The organism is Parabacteroides sp. FAFU027, from assembly GCF_022808675.1.
Taxonomy (GTDB): domain Bacteria; phylum Bacteroidota; class Bacteroidia; order Bacteroidales; family UBA7332; genus CAXXIC01.
Genome location: NZ_JAKZKV010000009.1, coordinates 134,853 through 155,538, shown reverse-complemented (window position 1 = coordinate 155,538; position 20,686 = coordinate 134,853). Strand labels below are relative to the sequence as shown.

11 protein-coding genes are annotated in these 20,686 nt (G+C 39.4%); 10 read left to right on the top strand and 1 reads right to left on the bottom strand.

The window, feature by feature from the left end; all coding sequences use genetic code 11:
* Positions 1-165: 165 nt before the first annotated feature.
* From MLE17_RS14255 to MLE17_RS14215, 9 genes are all read left to right on the top strand, one after another.
* The gene (locus tag MLE17_RS14255) at positions 166-2,541 is read left to right on the top strand and encodes a TlpA family protein disulfide reductase (protein WP_243349385.1); all 2,376 of its coding nucleotides are present in this window, start codon (positions 166-168) and stop codon (positions 2,539-2,541) included.
* Between the two features lie 49 nt (positions 2,542-2,590).
* Positions 2,591-4,972, top strand: a complete 2,382-nt coding sequence (locus MLE17_RS14250; protein WP_243349384.1) for a TlpA family protein disulfide reductase — start codon at positions 2,591-2,593, stop codon at positions 4,970-4,972.
* Between the two features lie 51 nt (positions 4,973-5,023).
* Positions 5,024-7,432, top strand: coding sequence for a TlpA family protein disulfide reductase (locus tag MLE17_RS14245; protein ID WP_243349383.1), 2,409 nt, complete (start codon positions 5,024-5,026; stop codon positions 7,430-7,432).
* Between the two features lie 526 nt (positions 7,433-7,958).
* On the top strand, positions 7,959-9,206 hold the full coding sequence (locus tag MLE17_RS14240) for a PorT family protein (protein ID WP_243349382.1): 1,248 nt from the start codon (positions 7,959-7,961) through the stop codon (positions 9,204-9,206).
* Between the two features lie 447 nt (positions 9,207-9,653).
* Complete coding sequence (locus MLE17_RS14235; protein ID WP_243349381.1) at positions 9,654-9,890, top strand: hypothetical protein; 237 nt, start codon at positions 9,654-9,656, stop codon at positions 9,888-9,890.
* 45 nt (positions 9,891-9,935) lie between these two features.
* Positions 9,936-10,697 (top strand): hypothetical protein, encoded by a 762-nt coding sequence (locus MLE17_RS14230; RefSeq protein ID WP_243349380.1) that lies wholly within the window; start codon positions 9,936-9,938, stop codon positions 10,695-10,697.
* Positions 10,694-13,462, top strand: coding sequence for a TonB-dependent receptor (locus MLE17_RS14225; protein ID WP_243349379.1), 2,769 nt, complete (start codon positions 10,694-10,696; stop codon positions 13,460-13,462). The genes MLE17_RS14230 and MLE17_RS14225 overlap by 4 nt, the downstream gene beginning before the upstream one ends.
* Before the next feature lie 11 nt (positions 13,463-13,473).
* On the top strand, positions 13,474-14,640 hold the full coding sequence (locus MLE17_RS14220; RefSeq protein WP_243349378.1) for a DUF4249 domain-containing protein: 1,167 nt from the start codon (positions 13,474-13,476) through the stop codon (positions 14,638-14,640).
* An 87-nt stretch (positions 14,641-14,727) separates the two neighbouring features.
* Complete coding sequence (locus MLE17_RS14215; protein WP_243349377.1) at positions 14,728-16,557, top strand: hypothetical protein; 1,830 nt, start codon at positions 14,728-14,730, stop codon at positions 16,555-16,557.
* Between the two features lie 176 nt (positions 16,558-16,733).
* On the opposite strand, the gene MLE17_RS14210 is transcribed toward MLE17_RS14215, so the two are convergent.
* Positions 16,734-17,435: a hypothetical protein gene (locus tag MLE17_RS14210; RefSeq protein WP_243349376.1), complete on the bottom strand. Its 702-nt coding sequence runs from the start codon at positions 17,433-17,435 to the stop codon at positions 16,734-16,736.
* Between the two features lie 614 nt (positions 17,436-18,049).
* On the opposite strand from MLE17_RS14210, the gene MLE17_RS14205 reads away from it, so the two are divergent.
* Complete coding sequence (locus MLE17_RS14205) at positions 18,050-20,662, top strand: hypothetical protein (protein ID WP_243349375.1); 2,613 nt, start codon at positions 18,050-18,052, stop codon at positions 20,660-20,662.
* The last annotated feature ends 24 nt before the right edge of the window (positions 20,663-20,686 follow it).

Below are 20,686 nucleotides of genomic sequence, written 5' to 3'. Positions count from 1 at the left end.
TCATATCTCTTCATTACTATCCTAAACCATTTTTTTTATTTGACCGGGGTGTTACCTGTTTTGTATTTCAGTCCAATCTCCCCGGCTGGTTAAAAGCAGATATTTCTATGTCATCTGTTTCCCTGGGGAGAAAGATGGCCGATATATTAAACTAAAAATGATACTATGCAAAAACTAAAATTATTCCTCGTCGTCTTTTTATTGGCCACATCAATAAATGCCAAAGAGATCATCAAAAATCCGCCCTTCATTGCCAGAAACAATGACAATATCAAGGTAACGCAGGTAGAACTTAACGATACTGCGACTATTCTCTCTATCCGAATGAAGAATTATCCAAAGTTAAATGCACGCATTGACAAAGATAATTGCATTCGCCCTTCTGACGGGGGAACTCCATTACACTATAAATCAAACATCAACTATCAGGTCGATATGGCAAAAGGAGAATTCTGGATCATGCCGGATTCAGGGGCCGTACACTTCTCTATTGTATATCCCAAACTTGACCCTTCTGTTGAACGCATCGATTTCAGTGAATCGGAAGAACACAAGGAGGGATATTGGGAAATATACGGCATCCAGGTGAGACCTCATGTCTGGAAATCAAAGCTTCCGGAGAGTCTCCAGGGCTGTTGGCGGAAAGCAGACGGCAGCAACATCTGGGCTATCGGCCTCTTTGAGAATCTGGCTTTTTATGATAATAAGCCCTGGCAATATAGCACTATCCGGGAAGAAGGATTAAAGACGTTTATCAGTCTGAAAAACGAATCTGAGACCAAACAACTAACCATCCGGCTGATAAACAAAAAAAGTATCGGAATCTCAGAAGCAAACAAGAAAGAGACGTTGTGCGTTACCCAACCAACTTCGCTGCAACTATTCGATAAAAACAATGACAAGCCCTTCACGACGTTGTTTCACCGCAATGATTCTGCAACTTATGGCGGATATATCAAAGGATATGCGACCAATATGCCTCACGAAGCAAGTGTAGTTTACAAAAATATGGTCAGTGGAAACCCGGAATATTATCCCGTCAAGATAAATGCTGACGGAACCTTCAAAAGCCGCATCCCGGTATATTATCCTTCCAATATGATTTTTAGCTTTCTCGGAAAGAATATTGATGTATTCCTCGAACCGGGAAAATCGGTATATCAAATGATTGATCTGGCCAATGACGACTATTCCTATTTCATGGGAAGCGGTGCCTGGCTTAATGCTGAAATCGCGCACTCGGGCATCAAAGAATATGAATACTCCGATGCCCTGGGAGCAATGTTTCCCAATGTGTTGCTCCAACAATTTGCCGATACGGTGAAGAGTATTTATGAGCAAGACAAAATACGCCTGGCCAATTATCAAAAGCAAAACCCATTAAGCAAAAAAGCAACCCGGATCTTGAAAAACCGTATCGAGATGAAACAGGCCATCGCTTTATTGGATTACAACCTCTATGCAAAGAACAACTACGGATACCGGCAATTCACATCCGGTAGCGACATGAATGCGTCGCCTTTCAAAAACCAGACATTTACGGAAAGTATTTACAACACTATTGGAAAAGCCTTTAAAGATTCATTTGCAATTAGCAGCAACCAGAGTATGGAGACTCTCACTAAGCTTTTAAGAAATATGCCGGCGGGGAGTTTAAATGATCAGCAGAAAGTAATGGCTTTATTCCAAAATGCTCTTGCTTATATCAAAAAGAAAAACCAGCTTTCTGCCAATGAATTGATCGTGGACAGCCTGTTCAATGAACAGCTTAAGGGTAATAAACTTCCTGAAGATACCATTTTCAAAGGTATTAATATCAAGAAATCAATCCCCGAGTTCCTGAATAAATATCAAACCGATTTGTCCGAGTCATTAAAAACACAAACACTGAACAATACGAATGAAAGCATCCTCAAGGTGATTGGAAAAGACAACATTGTCGCTACCCTGCTTAAGGTCAACTTCTATTTGATGCCCTTTTCTAATTATGAGTTTCTGAATGAACAATCCAAACAAGAGGTTTACAAGAATATTCCTAATCAAGTACTCGCCAGCTATGTGATTGATAAAAATAATGAGCTACAAAAACAAAGCCTGCTCAAACGCCAGAGCAACATCTATCACCTCAATGCCACTCCCGAAACAGATAACGAGAAACTGCTGGATGCAATCATTGGAAAATATAAGGGTAAAGTGATCTACATCGACTTTTGGGCAACATGGTGCGGCCCCTGTGGCAATGCCATTAAAAGAATTGCGCCACTCAAGGAGGAGATGAAAAAAGACAATGTAGTATTCTTATATCTGACCGGCGAGTCGTCGCCCAAGAAAGTATGGGAAAACACGATTCCTGATATTCGTGGCGAACACTACCGACTAAGCAATTCGCAGTGGGAATATATCTGCAAACACTTTGAGATAAACACAATTCCTCATTACATGGTGGTTGACAAATCCGGCAAAATCATTGATCCGAATAGTCCGATTGAAAAAAGTAACGGCGAGCTGAAAGAAATGCTATTGAAGCTCTCAGCTCAATGATGGGATTTTTATTGCTCATATAAGCACCTTTAAGCAAATACACAAATAAATGAAGAAACACATCCTCCTCGTCCTGCTGCTGACCCTGCTCGGTCAGGCAGGAATTGCGCAAAACCGCGTAATCAAATCACCTAGGGTAGAAGCGGCAACGCATACCAACGTAATCATTGACCGGATTGCACTTAGTGACACGGCCACAGTACTTGATTTCACCGTCAGCAACTATCCCGGACAATGGATCATATTCGCTAAAAAGAATTATCTCATCAACTCCGACGGAGGTAATAAAATCTACTGCAAATACGCGATCGGGTATAATGGTCAGTTAGGTGATAAATGGTATATGCCCGAATCCGGTAAAGTCCATTTCTCTTTGGTATATCCTCCGATTGACAAGAAACTATCTAAAATTGATTTTATTGAAGGAGACAACATTGACGGCGCGTTTAAGATATTCGGCGTTGAGATCAATCCCTCAAAAAGAAAGGCTCTTCTGCCCGAAGCATTGGAAGGCAACTGGCTCAAAACGGATGGAAGTAATGAGTGGACATTGGGTATGTATGAAAAGGCCATTGTTTATCAAAACAAACTATGGGATAAGTTCTATCTCAAAAAGGAAGGAGGAGTCTATGTATTACATATCGGTGCAGAAAAGCAATCCCACAGGCTATATATTAAAGCGCTGGCGAATGGTGATATAAAAGTCGGGAAAGATATGAATAAACTGGAAGTGCTAAGTAAATGTAAAACAGAAAACAAAGCCTTCAAATATCAAAATAACGCCGGATATACTTCGTCATTTTTTCACCGGGATAGTGCTATTGTAAAAGGTTTTGTTTATGGCTATCACCCCAAAATAAGTAAAACCGGAATGGCTTATGTGAATGATATTTTCACCGGTAAGCAAAAGGCTCTACTAATTCCCATACAGGAGAATGGTAGCTTTGAAATCAAAGTACCACTCGTCTACCCACAAAATATATACCTCAGTATATGCAACTATCACAACCAACTTTATCTGGAGCCCGGAAAGGATATGACTGTGTTTATCAATCTTAAGTATCCGAATCGGGAGGTACAGGCTAATGCAATCGCATTGCCTCAATCAGCATACATGGGTTCTCTCTGGAAGGAAAATGAAGATATAGATAACACATACAAGTTTTCATATATTGATGGACAGGCATTGCGAAATAAGATAAAGGATATGAGCGCCTTAGAATTTAAGGAATTCTGTCTCGATGCAATGCGAGCAAAGCAGGCTCAATTTAAAGAATACATGACCAACCATCCGGTTTGCCTAAAAGCTCAAAAAATGCGGGAGATGGATATTGTAATCCACACTTGGTCTGAGATCCTTTCCTTTGAAATGTATAAAGAAGATCAAATGACCGGTAACAATGATCGGGCAACCACTGTTTATCGGGAAAAATACACTCCTGATTATTTCTCATTTATAAAGCCTGAATTATTGAATAATCCGCAGGCTGTTGTTTGTCAATTCTTTGAATTAGTAATCAATCGGGTAAAGATGGCCCGATGTATCCAGCCGGATTTTATAGAAACGCATCATGCAATTGCCGATTCATTATTAGCAGATCAATCTGTCCCGGATAATGTAAGGACATTACTCGAAAAGATAAAAAGATGCCAAAACGAAGAAGCATTAACCAATACACTTAGTGCCGACTCGGCTTTATGGTCCTCTTTTACAAACAATACTTTTCGGGATAAAATACAAAGTATTTCAGGTAATTACTATAATCAGACAAGAGATAAGAATTATGCGAAGTTTTTTGGGTTAACAAACGGTTTTGCGATGGACTTGTTTCGTGCTCAGGAATATTGTAACCGAATGGATGCATATTTTATAGGATTGAATGAAAATAGCTTATCTGAACTTGAAGCCAACCTTTCTACTCCATTTATTAAAGAACACGTCCGGTTTCTAACCAAAGAGAAGAAAGCCGAGATTTCCAGAATGAAGGAATCAAATAAATCAAAAACGGAATATACGATCAATAAGATTCCACAGGTTAATCCGGATAAAGTATTTGATACAATTATACAGAAATACAAGGGGAAAACGATTTTCATTGACTTTTGGGCAACTTGGTGCAGCCCATGCCGTGCCGGGATCAAAAAAATGAAACCTATGAAGGAAGAACTCAAAGACAAAAATGTGGTATTCGTTTATATAACAGATGAAAGTTCTCCATTAGACACCTGGAATCTATTGATACCGGATATTAAAGGGGAGCACTATCGCCTGACCAAGGATGAGTGGAACTGCCTGAAAGCAAAATTCAATATCACAGGTATTCCTCATTATACATTGGTGGACAAAAAAGGAGATGTATTAAAAGACGGAATCTACTTTAATAGTGAAATAAATGAGTTTAAGAAAATGATAGAAGATGCTCTGAATTAAATCCTGAGTTTTTACTTAGCTCACAGAATAAATCCATAATAACACAAATAAATGAAGAAACACATCCTCCTCATCCTGCTACTGGCCCTGTTCGGTCAGGCAGGAATTGCGCAAACCCGCGTAATCAAATCTCCCAAGGTAGAAGCGGCAACGCATACCAACGTAATCATTGACCGGATTGCACTTAGTGACACGGCCACAGTACTTGATTTCACAGTCAGCAACCATCCCGGACAATGGATCATATTCGCAAAAAAGAATTACCTCATCAACTCCGACGGAGGTAATAAAATCTACTGCAGATACGCGATCGGATATAATGGTCAGTTAGGTGATAAATGGTATATGCCCGAATCCGGTAAAGTCCATTTCTCATTGGTATATCCTCCGATTGACAAGAAACTATCTAAAATTGATTTTATTGAAGGAGACAACATTGACGGCGCGTTTAAGATATTCGGCGTTGAGATCAATCCTTCAAAAAGAAAGGCTATTTTGCCCGAAGCATTGGAAGGCAACTGGCTCAAAACGGATGGAAGTAATGATTGGACATTGGGTGTTTATGACAAACTGGCGATTTACAAAAATGACTTCTGGCAATATCAGTCGGTGACAAAACAGGGCAAATCAACCACCCTGACCCTCAAAAAAGGGAAACGGGTCGTAACCTTAACTCTCCTTCCGGTGTCCGACGATAAGCTGATGATAGCTGAAGGCAAAAGCCCAATGCAAACTTATAGCCGAAAGAAAACATTCCGCGCTGACTACAATTCCAGGGGAGAACAGGCTTTTACCTCTTTGCCTTTTGGCCGAAAAGAAACTATTCTACGGGGGTACTTGAAAGGCTACTCACCTAAGCTCGGATTCAAGACCGATTTGATATATGTGCAAAACGATCTGACAAGAGAGGATTTCCCGGCACTGCTGACGTTTCAGCCAGACGGACACTTTGAGGCTAAGTTTGACCTGATACAACCGACCATGCTTACATTTCGGATCGGTAATGAGTTGTGCACTGTGTACATGGAGCCCGGTGATAAAACGATGCTTTATCTAAGCTTAGGCACGAATAAAGAAGAAAGCCCGAGACAGTTCATGGGAAGTCATGCATTGGAGAATAATGACCTATATGCTATGGGGAATATTGGCGAACGCAATTATATGACTTATCAAAAAGAAAAAGAGCTATCACCGGTTGCTTTTAAGGCAAACCGGTTAAAAGAGAGGCAAGCCGACATAAACGATTTGAACGTTTATTTGCAACAAAAACAGCTAACGCCGTTACAATACAATCAGCTTTCCCCGAAAGCTTTACAGATCAAGAGACTGCACATTGACACAAAATGTTATGGATCTATCCTGGATTATCTGATGAATCTGGAATATAAAGCAAAAGATGATTCTACGAAGCAAGTTTTGCGAGATATTTCCTATTATGATTTCTTAAAAGACCTTTTTGCCAACCAGTCTCTTCTGCCTGTAACGTATGATTTTAGTTCTTTAATCAACCGACTGGAATATTCTCCTGTCATAACCCCTGCTGATTTTGTCGGAATGGAGCTGGAACACAAAGAACTCGCTGGTATTATGAAGTGGAAAGTCATAGACAAGAATTATGTAGCAGGCGTCGATAGCTTTCCAGCACTGCTGTCTGTTCTTGAAAAAATGAATATTACCCCTACGCCGGCAGAACACGAGCTATTCGCTTCAGTTGGAACCTTTGGACAGGACACCTCAAAATGGAATAGTTTCATTAAAGCAAAAGAAATCTTTTCGAGCCGACATCGGACATTGATTAATATCCTCAACAAAATTCACACCTGTGATATTCAAAAAGCAATCCTGCGTCAGAAGCTGGGTGTTGAACCGGGGTTAATCTATGAAATCATTATGCTCAGGGCAATGTGTACGGAGTTTAAAACACAACCGTTTAGCCCGTCACAATTAGATTTACTGAAACCCCTATTTAAGACTCCATTCCTGCAAAGCGAATTAGTGCGCTTCAATAATGAAAAAATCGCCTTGCAAAATGAAAAAACATTACAACCGAAAGCACCGACAACCTCTGGCGAAAGTATTCTTCATAAATTGATTGACAAATACAAAGGAGACGTACTGGCGATCGACTTCTGGTCAACCGGCTGCGGACCTTGTCGCTCAGGGATGACCGAGCGCAAGGATATGCCCGATGAATATAAGGACAAGAAGGTGAAGTTCATCTATATCACCGATGAAGAAGCCTCGCCGTTAGAGCCATACAATAACTTTATCAAAGACATCAAAGGGGAGCATCTACGGATTACCCGCGATGAATGGAACCAACTGGCAGTTCAGTACAAAATCAACGGCATTCCTCATTTTATGATTGTCAATAAGAACGGGGCCGTGATCGAGAATAACACACAACATTACTGGGGTACGGGGCTGAAAAATAGACTGGATAACCTTGTGACGGAATAAAATTCACTTCACTCAGTCACTTTAGATAGGGTGTGTAGGAAAAGGCAATAGATGGCGGGGCAATTTGTCCCGCCATCGGTACTTCTGATTTTGAGGGTAGATCAGTAAATGCAGCGGTTATGATTGCGACTATCATCGCCTATAATTCCTTTTATCGCCCAAGGTGACACTTAGCCTCTGCCCAAACACCTTGGGTGCAGGCTATGTGTCATCTTGGGCACAGGCTATGTGTGAGGCTGGGCGCTGGGCAAAAGGATCAATTGTTTTCATACTGTGAAGGCAGAGCTTTACGCTGATAGGCCAAGTGCGTTTTTATTATGTTTGTCAGTGAGATTACTGACAGGATAAAGGGAATTATTGGGAGGTAAGTGGTATGCCAAGTGTGAAAAATAAGCAAGTTAACTCTGTAATATAAAAAGATGAATTTGCCCAGCTCCATCGCTTTGGGGGATTGGCAAAGTATGAACCTGTTTCTATACAGGCAACTTAATGATCAATGGAATAGTAATATAAATAATTTAATAAGATGAATAAGATTCTCATTTTGGTGATATTGGTAATTGTTACAATCAACTGTTTTGGACAGAGCTACTATGAAAAGGGGTACTTTATAGATAATAAGAATATTAGAACTGATTGTTTAATCAAAAATAGCGATTGGCTGAGAAATCCGACGCAGTTTAAATATAAGTTATCGGAAAACGGAGAGATACAGGAAGCCGATATTAAATACGTTAAAGAGTTCGGTATCGCCAATTATTACAAATACATCAGAGCAAATGTGAATGTGGACATATCTCCTTCTGAATTAAAAAATATTTCTACTGATAAAAATCCGGTATGGCAAAACAAACAACTTTTCCTGAAAGTGCTTGTCGAGGGAGAGGCCTCCCTGTATTACTATTTTGGTAGTAAGATTGATGATAGATTCTTTTATTCATGCAAAGATTCTGTGATCAAACAATTGATCTATAAGGAATATTTGTATGATACTGACCATACAGCCTATAATGATTCTTTCCGGATTCAACTTAAGAAAGATGTTCATTGTTCTTTTGATTCAGATATTGAACTCGCGAACATGACCTATACTAAGAGTGATCTTGCGAAATATTTTATAGACTATAACACCTGTATTGACCCAACATACAAAGTTCCCGAAAGAAAGCGTAGCAAAGGGGAATTCAGCCTTGCACTTGCTGCCGGACTTGCATATTCTTCCCTGTCTGTTTCAAATGACGATAGAACCTATGTTAATACAGATTTTGGTGGAAAATTCATTAGCACTTATTCTTTGGAATTGGAATACATATTGCCATTTAATAATGGCAAATGGGGTGTTGTATTGAGCCCAGCTTATCAATCATCTTTTCATAATGAAAAACAAGATGGATTTAAAAGTACAACAATTAATTTTGAATCAGTTGATTTGGCTTTAGGTATTAAGAATTATCTCTTTCAAAACTATAATACAAAATTTTTCGTTGATTGTTCTGTGAATTCTTTGCTGAATTATTGTATTGATTCAAAGGTTGGATACAAAGTGAATACCTCTAAAGATTTTTCATACTTATATATGACAGAAGCTTATAACCCCAATTTTATCCTAGGGGCTGGTCTTGAATACAAAAATTTATTTGTATCATTGAAGTATTACACACCTCAAAATATACTAACACGATACTTTTCATGGGATTCAAGATATGATAAGATATCGTTTAATATTGGGTACAAAATACTAAGGATAAAAGGAGGGAAAAACAGAAAAGATTAAACACAACCAAATATTCTGTTCCCTTTGTTTGTTGTACATAGGTAAAGTGTTGGATTGACACAGAAAAGATACATATCGTTTGTTGAATGATATGTATCTTTTTTTATAGGATTTATCTCATTGTTGAGCAGAGATAAACCTGTGAGTTTTGTGGCTGGATTTATATGTGTTGTGTGTAGAGTGAAATGTTCAAAATTGCAAATGTAGTATCTTATAATATAAGTTTAAGAAACTAATTTCCTCTTATTTTACGGTTGAAACAAGTTGTATTTGAAATGTGGAATATCTCTTGTCCAAGATCATTTTAAAGCTAACAAATCTACAGCCAATATCTAATGTTGATTTAATAAAGTCATATCGGATTTGACGGTTTGAAAGAATTGAGCTTTACTTCTATGGATAGAAATGAGAAAGACTACGGTGTTTTAATTCTGAAAAGATCAACGTATGAGAACTTATCTAAAGGAATGGATACGGGAAAATTTATTTGCCGAGGATCCGGAAGAATATTTAGCTTCGATATTAAAAAATGGTAGTCCTGAACTTCATGATATCGTCAAAGATTTGTCAAGCGAAAGGATGAATTCAGAAAGCAAAATATTTAGTCATAGTATTGAACAGTCTGATAATACTGTTGAAATGCCGGATGAACAACCTCCGGGTCAAAAGGAAGAGCCAAAGTAAGAGATATCATAACCTCAAACTAACCACGGAAAACAATAGTCTATTATGACAGAAAAAGTAAAACTGCCAATCAGGGGGGGGGCAATTGTAATTCTCATTTTCGTTACATTAAATTTATTAGGGCAAGCCAAGACGGTTATTACTAAAGACGATCAATTCAGGACAGAGAAACAGGCGTTGATCGATACATTGAATAATCGGATCAACGTCGATTGTCCTTTTGTCATAGGAAGATATCATCCCCCGGTTAACGATACTGTAAATCATCCCTATTTCAATAGCTACAAGTGGATAAACGGATCACTCTTTTGCGATGGTAGATTTTATAACGTTGAGAATCTGAAATACGATATTGAAACCGATCATCTGATCCATCTTAAATTAACTTCACTGATGCTTGATTGCATTGCCCTGGATGAAAATTTTATTTCAGAATTCCGATTGGCTAACCAGACCTTTCGGTATTATTCTGGTTTGAGAGACAAAAAGGGAGGGAAAGTTAAAGATGGATATTATGAAGTAGTGTTCGATGGAAAGCTTAAATTTTTGGTCCGATCGGAGAAATCATTGTCGATAAAAGAGGGAGCCAATTATTTAGTTTACAGTACATGGGTGAGAATGTATTTATTAAAGGAGAATAAGATGATATCCATAAATAGTTTGAGCGGCTTATTAAAACAGCTGAATAGAGAAAGTCGGGATTCGGTGAAAAAGTTTATCCGGAATAATCTACTTAAACTTAATAGTTCAAATTATACTTCAGCTTCCACTGTTTTACATTTCTACGAAAACCGACAAGGGCTATGAAACGGTTAATCTTCCAATTTTTGAGTTTATTGCCATTGTTAGTATGTGCTCAGCTCCCTGCTACTGCGATTCACATTGAATCAAAGGTTGATTCTGTTCCATTTATTGATTTTGTGAAAAAGATAGAACGAGACCATGTGATTAAATTCTATTTTGATCCTGCTTGGTTAGATTCCGTCAGAGTCAGGCAATCAGCCAAGTCAGCTACGATCGGTCAGATTTTGGATGATTCATTCCAAGGACTGTCATTAAATTACTTTGTTGATGGCCCAAACATCATTATTACCCGGAATTATAAGATTGTAAGTTCGCTTCCTCTGAATTTCTTTTATTTCAGCCAAGCAGCTAAAACCGCTATACCTGAGGAAATTAACGAAACCTACGCATTTCTGAAAAATCCGGTAGAGCCGGTGGTTGACTCAAAGAGTAAAGTAATAACCATCGGTAAACCAACTCAAAGCACAAAAAGTAAGAATTGTATCGTATCCGGGGTTGTCAAAGGAGCAGAGGATGGGATACCCATCATCGGAGCGACAGTTTATTCCGCGACGACTGGAAAGGCAGCCGCCACAGATGCCTCAGGGTACTTCATCTTATCCTTGCCCAAAGGTAATCAGGAATTACAGTTCAAATATATGGGGCGGGAGGACCTTTCAGTCCCGATATTTATATATAGTGACGGGGCAATGACTGTGAAGATGAAAGAAAAAGCGGTTTTTATCAATGAAGTAGTAATTCGTTCTGAAAAAGAAAACATCCTCAAAAACCTCAATATCGGAGTTCAGCAACTGAATATTGATGAAGTAAAACAATTACCAACGATACTGGGCGAGGCCGATATTGTCAAAACAGCGCTTTTGCTGCCGGGCGTGCAGACGGTCGGTGAAGGGGCATCTGGATTTAACGTGAGAGGGGGTAGCGCTGACCAGAATCTGATGTTATTTGATGAAATGCCCATTTTTAATACCTCACATTTGTTCGGTTTCTTCTCCGTGTTTAATCCGGAGACGGTAAAAGATTTCAAACTCTATAAAAGTGGAATTCCTGCAAATTTTGGAGGAAGGGTATCTTCTGTATTTGATGTTACAGCCCAAACGGGTAATCTGAAAAAGTGTGTTTTGAGTGGTGGTATCAGTCCCGTTACCGGGAAGTTGACGCTTGAAGGTCCGCTGATTAAAGATAAACTGTCATTTATAATCGGAGGAAGAAGTACTTATTCCGACTGGATTCTGAAAAAAATAGACGGGGAAAAGTTTCATCATACAAAAGCCGGTTTTTATGATTTATCCGGAAAAGTAACTTATGAGATTGACCGAAACAATTCGTTGAGTATAACGGCATATCAGTCCGATGACAATTTTAAATTGAATTCGGATACCGCTTATCATTACCAAAACCAATGTGCCCGGTTGTATTTCAAGCATTTTTTCAACCCCAAAACATATTCCCAAATCTCAGCAATATATTCCAATTATCAATATAATATTACAAGTGACGAAGTTCCAGAGATATCCTTCAGGCTTAAATATAACATTGAATACAAATCAGTAAAGGCAAATGTATTCTATATCCCAAATACGAAGCATTCATTTAATTCAGGAGCAGAAGCGATCAGATATGACATGACGCCGGGTAATTTTACGCCACTCAGTTCACTGTCTGATATCAAAGAGCTTTGTTTGCCGAAAGAGAGAGGAGTGGAAACGGGGTTGTTCCTTAATGATGAATACACGGTTAATAGTAAATTGACGGTGTCTGCCGGAGTGAGATATGCACTCTTCTTTGTGCTTGGGCCTTACAAAAAGTATAATTATAATCCGGCTGTTCCCCGAAGCGTAGATAGCCGGATGGACTCAACGCTCTATTCATCCAACCAGATCGTAAAAACATATGGTGGCCCAGAGGTTAGATTGTCAGCACGATATAGTCTGGGGGCTAATAATTCGCTGAAATTAAGTTATAGCCGTATGCACCAGTTTATTCATATGCTTACCAATTCATCGGCCATCTCGCCAACCGATGTCTGGAAGATCAGTGATGCCCAGATCAAACCTTTAATCGGGGATCAATTGGCAGTCGGCTATTATCATAATCTTCTGGGAGGAGAGCTGGAAACCTCTATAGAGGCCTATTATAAGAAAACCAGGAACAGCCTTGACTACAAAAGCGGGGCAGAACTTTTACTCAATCCTAATCTGGAGGTTGATCTGCTTTCGGGAGTCGGTAGGGCTTATGGCGTCGAGTTATTGCTTCAAAAAAAGCGGGGTAGGCTGAACGGATGGGTGTCCTATACCTATTCCAGAACAGAGCTTAAGGTAGATGGAAAGTTTTCCGAAGAAAAAATTAATAAAGGGAACTACTATCCTGCCGATTACGACAAACCCCATAATCTGAATCTGGCTGTAAATTACAGGTATTCAAGAAGACTGAACTTATCAAATACCTTTTGCTACAGTACAGGTCGGCCAATCACTTATCCGGTAGCCAAATATACCTTCAGGGAGCGACAACTCATTTATTATACCAATCGCAATGAATACAGGATTCCCAATTATTTAAGATGGGATATTTCCGCAACTATCTATGAAAGTCTTAATTCTAAGAAGCTGGCCCATGGCTCGTTTTCCATTGGAGTATATAATCTATTGGGGGCAAACAACGTTTACTCGGTTTTTTTCAAATCTACAAGCAGGGGTGTCAAAGGCTATCAAATGTCCGTATTTGCACAGCCAATTCCTAATATTACGTACAATTTTAAATTCTAAAAGCCATTATAATGAAGCTCTTTCCAAATTTAATATACTTCGCATTGATTCCGTTTGTGGTTTCATGTGTGTCACCCTATACACCGGATATTTCAAAGTATGAAAATCTATTAGTGATTGACGGGGAGTTAACCAACCTGCCAGGGCCGTATGAAGTCAAACTGTCACGAAGCTTCAAGTTTCATGAGAAGACAGCTGATCCTGTAACCGGGGCGGAAGTGAAGATAGTTGATAAATCGGGCAGCGAAGTGGAACTTCGGGAGACCATTGACGGCATATACAGCACGGTGGATACTACATTCCGGGGAGTTGTAGGTCATAGTTACAAGTTGCAGATTAAGGCGGGAGACAATCTCTATGAGTCGGAATATGAAACCATTAAGGATCCAGTTCCTATTGATCAGGTTTATTGGGAATACAACGTTCCCGAAAATCAAAGAGGGGGGATTCAATTATTGTTGGATACACATGATCCCACTAACAGTTCCCGCTACTACGCATGGAAATATGATGAAACATGGAAATTCATAGTTCCTATAGATCTTGTAGCTCATCCGGATTGGAAAGTTTGTTATGCTCAGTCCCATAGTACCAATTTTAATATTGCGACCTCTGCCCGTCGTTACAATGACATCATTGAACGGCAACCGCTTTGCTTTTTCGGAGAAAATACCAACCGGCTTTTTATTCGCTACACAACATTAGTCCGGCAATATGTTTTATCGGAACCAACCTATAAATTCTTTAAAGATGTGATCACGGTCAACCAAAACCAGGGTACTCTGTTTGATCCTATTCCAAGCGCAACAGTGGGGAATTTAAGATGTATAACTCATGGTGATATCCCTGTGTTGGGCTATTTTCTTGTCGCAGGGGCTACCGAGAAAAGAATATTTATCGATCGAAAAGATTTACCTGAAAAGTATCGACCGACCGATGGCTTTGAAGATTGTGGATCCCAGATTGTATTAGTTCCAATCAAACTTCAGGATGTACGGCTGAACCCAGTAGTTGACTCTCTGATGAAGCGTGGATATGAGGAATATGAACGTTTTTTGGTAGTTAATCCCCCGGATACTTTTCATCAATTAAATATGGCAAAAGCCCCTTGCTTTAATTGTCTGCTCAATGGTGTCAATGTGGTACCGGAATATTGGAGAGAATACCCCCATAAATAGATGAAAACCATGAATAAAACCGGAAGATATATATTCGTTTTTTTGATGCTGGTATTTGGCTTTAATTTGAGAAGCCAAATTAGCGATTTGAAAATAAGAACCACACACCGGGAGTGTAAAGTACAGGAGAGGGCATTACTTATACTTGATCAGGATTTTTATTTAGTAGGAGAGCCGATCAACCTTTTTGCATTGACCTACGATGCTGCTTTGCAAATACCGATTGACTTAAGCTCCGTCCTCTATGTCGAGTTGTATAACCAGGACAATCGGGTCGTCAGCGCTAAGAAGTATCAGCTTAAGCGAGGCGAAATGGTCAACCGGCTAACCATACCCAAAGATCTTCAAACTGGCTATTACTATATCAGGGCATATACCAACTACATGAAAAACTTTGGGGCGGAAGCCTTTTCTACCCAAAGAATCAGGATTGTTAATCCGTTTCGTATAGGCACTCCATGGCTTGATGATGAACTCCAACCGGATACTTATCCAAAGGGTATGGGTGCAAACACAGGGGTATCGTCCCTGAACCAGCCGGCCGGAGTAAATGGTAGTGCTGTAAAAAACGACGAAAAACAAATCATTCCCGTACATGCTGATTATATTAAACCAGATTCTGGATTGAATATATCAGCTCATTTTGAAAGGAAGTCCGTTCATCCGGGAGATTCCATTGCTCTTCACATTACCTCTGCAGTAAACGACAGTATCCAGTTTCTGATAGCAATAAATGTAGCTGTTCCAGTCAGAGCCCAATCCCTCCAGGGACGTATTGTCAAGGCAATGGCATTGGATCGTGAACAGGTTGTTAATGGAAAAGTCTGGGCAAAGGGCGATACAGGTCTTGTTAATAAGCAAATGTTACACCTTCCTACCCTTACCCCAATTCCCATCGTCAATCATGAAATTCGTTATTTGCCAGAGATTGGGTGCGATATTGTGACGGGGTGCATATCTGGGAAGAACTCTCGGGATGAGATAGCCAACAAGAGCGTTTATTTGTCATTTGTAGATTCAGTGAGCTGGGTGAATCGTTGTCAAACAGATAACTCAGGTCAGTTTGTTTGCAAACTGCCTCTTTCTTATCAGGGGAATGATTTAGTGATCAATGTCATTGATACTACTGTAAACTATGTTGTGAAAATTGACGATGAGTTTTATCCAGACTTTCTGAAAGTTGAAAAAGAGTACTATTATCCTGATTCTACATTGAAAGAGAATATTGAGACCAGAATGGTCAATCTTCAGATAAATGATGCCTTCTCAGCCGGCTTAAAGAGAGTTCCACAGACACGACCAAATGTGAGATTCTACGGATTTCCTGAAAATGAGTACATCTTCAGGAAATATGTGGATTTACCTAATCTAAGTGAATTTGTATTTGAATTAGTACCTGAAGTCAAAGCAGTTAAGGTTGGTAATCATGTGAGTTTTAGAGTTCATAACATAGAAAGTGCAGAAGACGGGGAGCCATTGGTACTATTTGACGGTGTACCATTTCCTTCTGATTGTAACTTGGGAAATATTCCCTGTAAGAAGGTCGAATCTCTCTGTGTTGTGACCAGTAAGTTTTTCTGGGGGGCAAATGCATACGATGGCATTATAGACATTACTTCAACAGAAAAAAGGCTGAATTTGGTAGAAGCGCCCAATAACTCTGCAAGGGTTTCATTTGACCCGGTAATTACTAGGAGGGGGGGGGGATCGTATTCTTCTGCTGTGCCTCAGTATTTAACTGACATTTATTTCGATAAGGTCTGTTCATTTGCTGGTGTAGCTGATTTAAAGATCCGACTACCTCAGAATCAGGGTAATTGCACTTTACAGATTTATGGTTATACGAAAGATGGAAGGTGGGGTATGGTAACTTTACCCAATGCGGTATCAATCACCCGTTCACCGGTTCAACTATAATAAACGAATGTGCTCATGTAAAGCAAGAGAATAAAAGTCACATAACTTATTTGTTGTACGAAAACAAAGAGCAGTATCATTTGCGATGATGATACTGCTCTTTTAGTGAAACGATACAGCTCTTTTTATCAATTGACAGGTGTTGTTTTTTACCCGAAGTTGACTTTTAAAAGGTATTATTTCGTGTTATCAGTTACCATAACTTTTTTGTTGCCGATCAGGTATAAACCTTTGGTAAGACCACGTATAGCCTCTTTTTCAAGTACTTTAGAACGGATACGTACTCCCAATAGAGTATATACATCAACCAGTTTGTTTTCATTGTTATTAAGCAAATCTATACCTGTTGTTGTTCTAGTATAGTCTTCATTATTCGTAACATAGCAGTCTTTTATTGAAACTGCATTGTTTTTTGCTCCGTCAACTCCAGACCACCCTAATGTCCATACTCCTACAATATAAATATTCGCAGGGTTGAGCGCTCCGTTATCAGTATCTCCGGCATCATTAGTTTTATGCACACTAGTAAGATCTATGACGGCTTGGGTAGCAGTCACAAAGGTCGCTCTGGCCGGAAGTACCCAGTAACTGTTCTCGTCAAATACTCTTAAACTTGCTGCGGTGCCAGCAGGGTCAGTATTAAAGTTCATTACAAGATATTTATAACCTGATAAATCCAATGGCGTGTCAGATTTCCATCCTCCAAAACCATATTGATCTGCAATAAAGGCTCCTGTTTCTGCATCAAATGAAGCATATCCCTTAGGATTCCAAATGTCCTTGTTAAACGTTGATAATGGGAAATAGTTTGTCTTTTGCGAATAAGACATTACAAAAGAGCAAATGCTCAATGTTAAAACTAAAAGTAGCTTTTTCATAGCGATAATAAATTATTAGTGTTTGGGTAACATCCGCATGATGAATGCTTCCGCAATTATGTTTAACGAATCATGCTCGTTTTACCTTTATTTCATTATTCATTTGAAGTCTTATTCAAATGAAACTTGTATCTGTAGATTTGCTGTTTTTAGTTTGTTTTTTATGAAAGTTAAATTTATAGATAAACATTTATAGGGTGTTTAGATAACAGATAAGTCGTTTATAATATCAGATACAAATCTTCCAAACTGAGATAGGTCAATTTATGCCACTTTGGCAATAGCGTAAATCCCCGTTTTGTCTATAGTTTCGCTTAAGATTTAGGGAAAAAACAACCTCCCGGCTGGCATATGCAACCGAAACTAAAAGGGGTTTACAGCTTTAATGTGTGGATTTCTTAGGCAAAATATCTAATTAGTCAGGACGTCTTTCTTTTTCCGATAAAAAAATCTTAGATATGGTTTCGTGAATACTTCTGCGTAATTTGCAGGATAGATACAATGTTGAATCAAAGTAAATATCTCATTTATCTAAAAATGAAAATCAGAGAACCAGAATTATAAGTCGCTGCAAGGTCTTTGGATTACCTTTGGGCATCATAAAATCTAAACACATGAGACACACCTACTTCAAATCTATTGTATTGCTAACTATCGGTATTTTGCTGCATTTAAATGCTGTTGCCACCCTCCAGACGGCAACGGTCAGAGTTAACAAGAGTACCACCTATCAGAAAATAACCGGTTTTGGCGGATTCGTAAATAGTCCGCAATTTGCCTATAATCACATGACGACCGATGAAATCAAAAAAGTGTGGGGCAAAAACAGTGATCTTGGATGTAATATTATGCGTATTTACATTCCTATCGGAGAAGATACCTGGAGCCAATGCCTGGAAACAGCCAAGCTGGCTAAGTCTCTCGGGCTTACCTTATTTGCCAGTCCCTGGTCTATGCCGGCTGAATGGAAGACCTATAATACCGTTAATGCTACATATACCGACGCAAACGGTGTACAGCAAACGACTTCCCTGAAAGAAGAAAATTATGCCGATTATGCCAATTACCTGAATGATTTTGTCCTTTATATGCGTAATAATGGTGTCGAACTCGATGCTATCTCTATCCAAAACGAGCCGGATGAGAAGGCCTCGTATGCCGGATGTATCTGGACTCCTACTCAGATTGCCAACTTCCTGACGAATTACAGAAGCTATATTGATTGTAAGGTGATTGCTCCGGAAAGTGTGGGTATGTCTGATAATTATTCAAGTGCGATGTTAGCTGATGATGTGTTGTCTCAGTTTGATATTTACGCAGGTCACCAATATGGTGCTCTTCAAAGTGGATTTAAGCAACTTCAGGCAAAAGGTAAAGAAGCCTGGATGACGGAATACCTGATTAACTGGAATGCCAATACGACAACCACTCGCGATTTCAGTTGGGCAACAGATGCTTTCTCTTTTGTAAATGGAATCAATACTGCCTTGCAGGCTAACGTCAATGCCTGGATTCATTACGCTTCGAAACGTTTTTACGGTATGTTGGGGGATGGCCAGTATGGTACTACAGCGGGTGCGATTACCAAGCGGGGGTATATTCTTTCCCAGTTTGCAAAATATACGACAGGTACTATGCGTATCGAAAACGTGTGGAGTGATGCTACAAATAAGTTAAGCGGTTCTTCCTATCTTTCGGTGACTGGTGATAGTGTAATTGTGATGATTGTCAATCCATCTGGCGATAACTATAATGTGACTGTCGATTTGCCATTTTATTCTACTTCCGGTAAAATGATTAAGACAACAGAAACATTGAATGCTTCGTCCTCATCTATAAGCCTTGGTACAGAAACTTGTCGCCCGAAAGTAAGTATCGATGCTTCAAGTATTACGACACTTATTTTTACTAAAAGCAGTGAGCGTCCGGCATCACAGATGACCGGTCAGATACTCCACTACAGCAAGATAGATAATCAGGCGGTCACGAATACGGCTTTTGGAACGGGGTATCAGTTGAGTGGAAAAACCGTAACGTTTGATAACAGCCATTATCTGATTAGTTTCAATAAAACGAATGGTAATGGTTACCTGAAGCTGGATGATAACTACAACCAACTGGTTTTGCATATAAACAGCATTACATCAGCACTAAACTATACTTCCTCTAACACAACTCTCTATTATATCAACAATAGTGGAGCTGTCAGTTCTCATAATTACGGAACCATCAACTACAACCAGAACGGTAATTATGACTGGATACTGGATATTTCCCGTAGTGTATTGACAGACGGTTGTGCCGGAATTCTTGGAATCAGCAATTCCAATTATAGCTCTGTATTGACCATCACTTTTGGCGATGTCTATTTCAGGATGGGAAATGAAAAGGGATTTAAGTTTACCGGTGTTTACAGCAAAGGGGACAGCAACGAGCTGGATTGCCTGGAGGATGCTTATTACACATCGCTTGATTATACTGGAACAACCGGTATTACTTCAGCTCAGGATTGGAATGCATTTGCTGCTAACAAGAACTGTATATATTACGTAGGTGGAGATGTGGCCAATAACAATACCAATGTTATTGCCGGAACGACTTGCGGAAAGCTCTCACTTTCTGATACAGCTGGTGACTTTTATGCTCCAAAAAACTTCACAGCAACGGCTGCTTCATACAGTCGCACATTTGACGGATACGGAATCATGACTTTGCCATTCGAAGCAATTATTCCTGCCAATGTAAAGGCATATACCCTGCAATATTCCACTACCGAAGTTGCCTGTAAGATGATTGCCAATAACAAAATCCCGGCGAACACTCCAGTACTGATAAAAGGAACAGGAACTTTTACATTTGAAGGAACTGGCAGTGTTTCGACGCCTCATGCATTAAAGGTAAATGATATGACTGGAGTATATATCGCTGTAAAAGCTCCGGCCGGTAGTTTTTCACTCAAAACGGTTAATGGAGTGACTGCCTTCTATAAAGTAACCAGCGGAACAGAACCGACCATCAATCCTTTCGGTGCATATCTGATGCCAAGCCAGATAGTTACAGCATCTTCTCTTTCGTTGAAACTTGATGAAACTGCCGCAGCCGTTGAGGTGATTAAGATGGATAGCGTGATGGATAATACGATTTACGACATTTGGGGCCGTCGCGTCAATGAGCCAAAACGAGGTGTTGTGTATATCCGCGGAGGTAAAAAGATCGTGATTTATTAAATTCATATTTAGGGAAATACCTAT

What these genes read in the sequence shown, in the direction of transcription:
- MLE17_RS14255 (WP_243349385.1), top strand. Translation starts at nt 166, where the DNA reads ATGCAAAAACTAAAATTATTCCTCGTCGTCTTTTTATTGGCCACATCA.
- MLE17_RS14250 (WP_243349384.1), top strand. Translation starts at nt 2,591, where the DNA reads ATGAAGAAACACATCCTCCTCGTCCTGCTGCTGACCCTGCTCGGTCAG.
- MLE17_RS14245 (WP_243349383.1), top strand. Translation starts at nt 5,024, where the DNA reads ATGAAGAAACACATCCTCCTCATCCTGCTACTGGCCCTGTTCGGTCAG.
- MLE17_RS14240 (WP_243349382.1), top strand. Translation starts at nt 7,959, where the DNA reads ATGAATAAGATTCTCATTTTGGTGATATTGGTAATTGTTACAATCAAC.
- MLE17_RS14235 (WP_243349381.1), top strand. Translation starts at nt 9,654, where the DNA reads ATGAGAACTTATCTAAAGGAATGGATACGGGAAAATTTATTTGCCGAG.
- MLE17_RS14230 (WP_243349380.1), top strand. Translation starts at nt 9,936, where the DNA reads ATGACAGAAAAAGTAAAACTGCCAATCAGGGGGGGGGCAATTGTAATT.
- MLE17_RS14225 (WP_243349379.1), top strand. Translation starts at nt 10,694, where the DNA reads ATGAAACGGTTAATCTTCCAATTTTTGAGTTTATTGCCATTGTTAGTA.
- MLE17_RS14220 (WP_243349378.1), top strand. Translation starts at nt 13,474, where the DNA reads ATGAAGCTCTTTCCAAATTTAATATACTTCGCATTGATTCCGTTTGTG.
- MLE17_RS14210 (WP_243349376.1), bottom strand. Translation starts at nt 17,435, where the DNA reads ATGAAAAAGCTACTTTTAGTTTTAACATTGAGCATTTGCTCTTTTGTA.
- MLE17_RS14205 (WP_243349375.1), top strand. Translation starts at nt 18,050, where the DNA reads ATGAGACACACCTACTTCAAATCTATTGTATTGCTAACTATCGGTATT.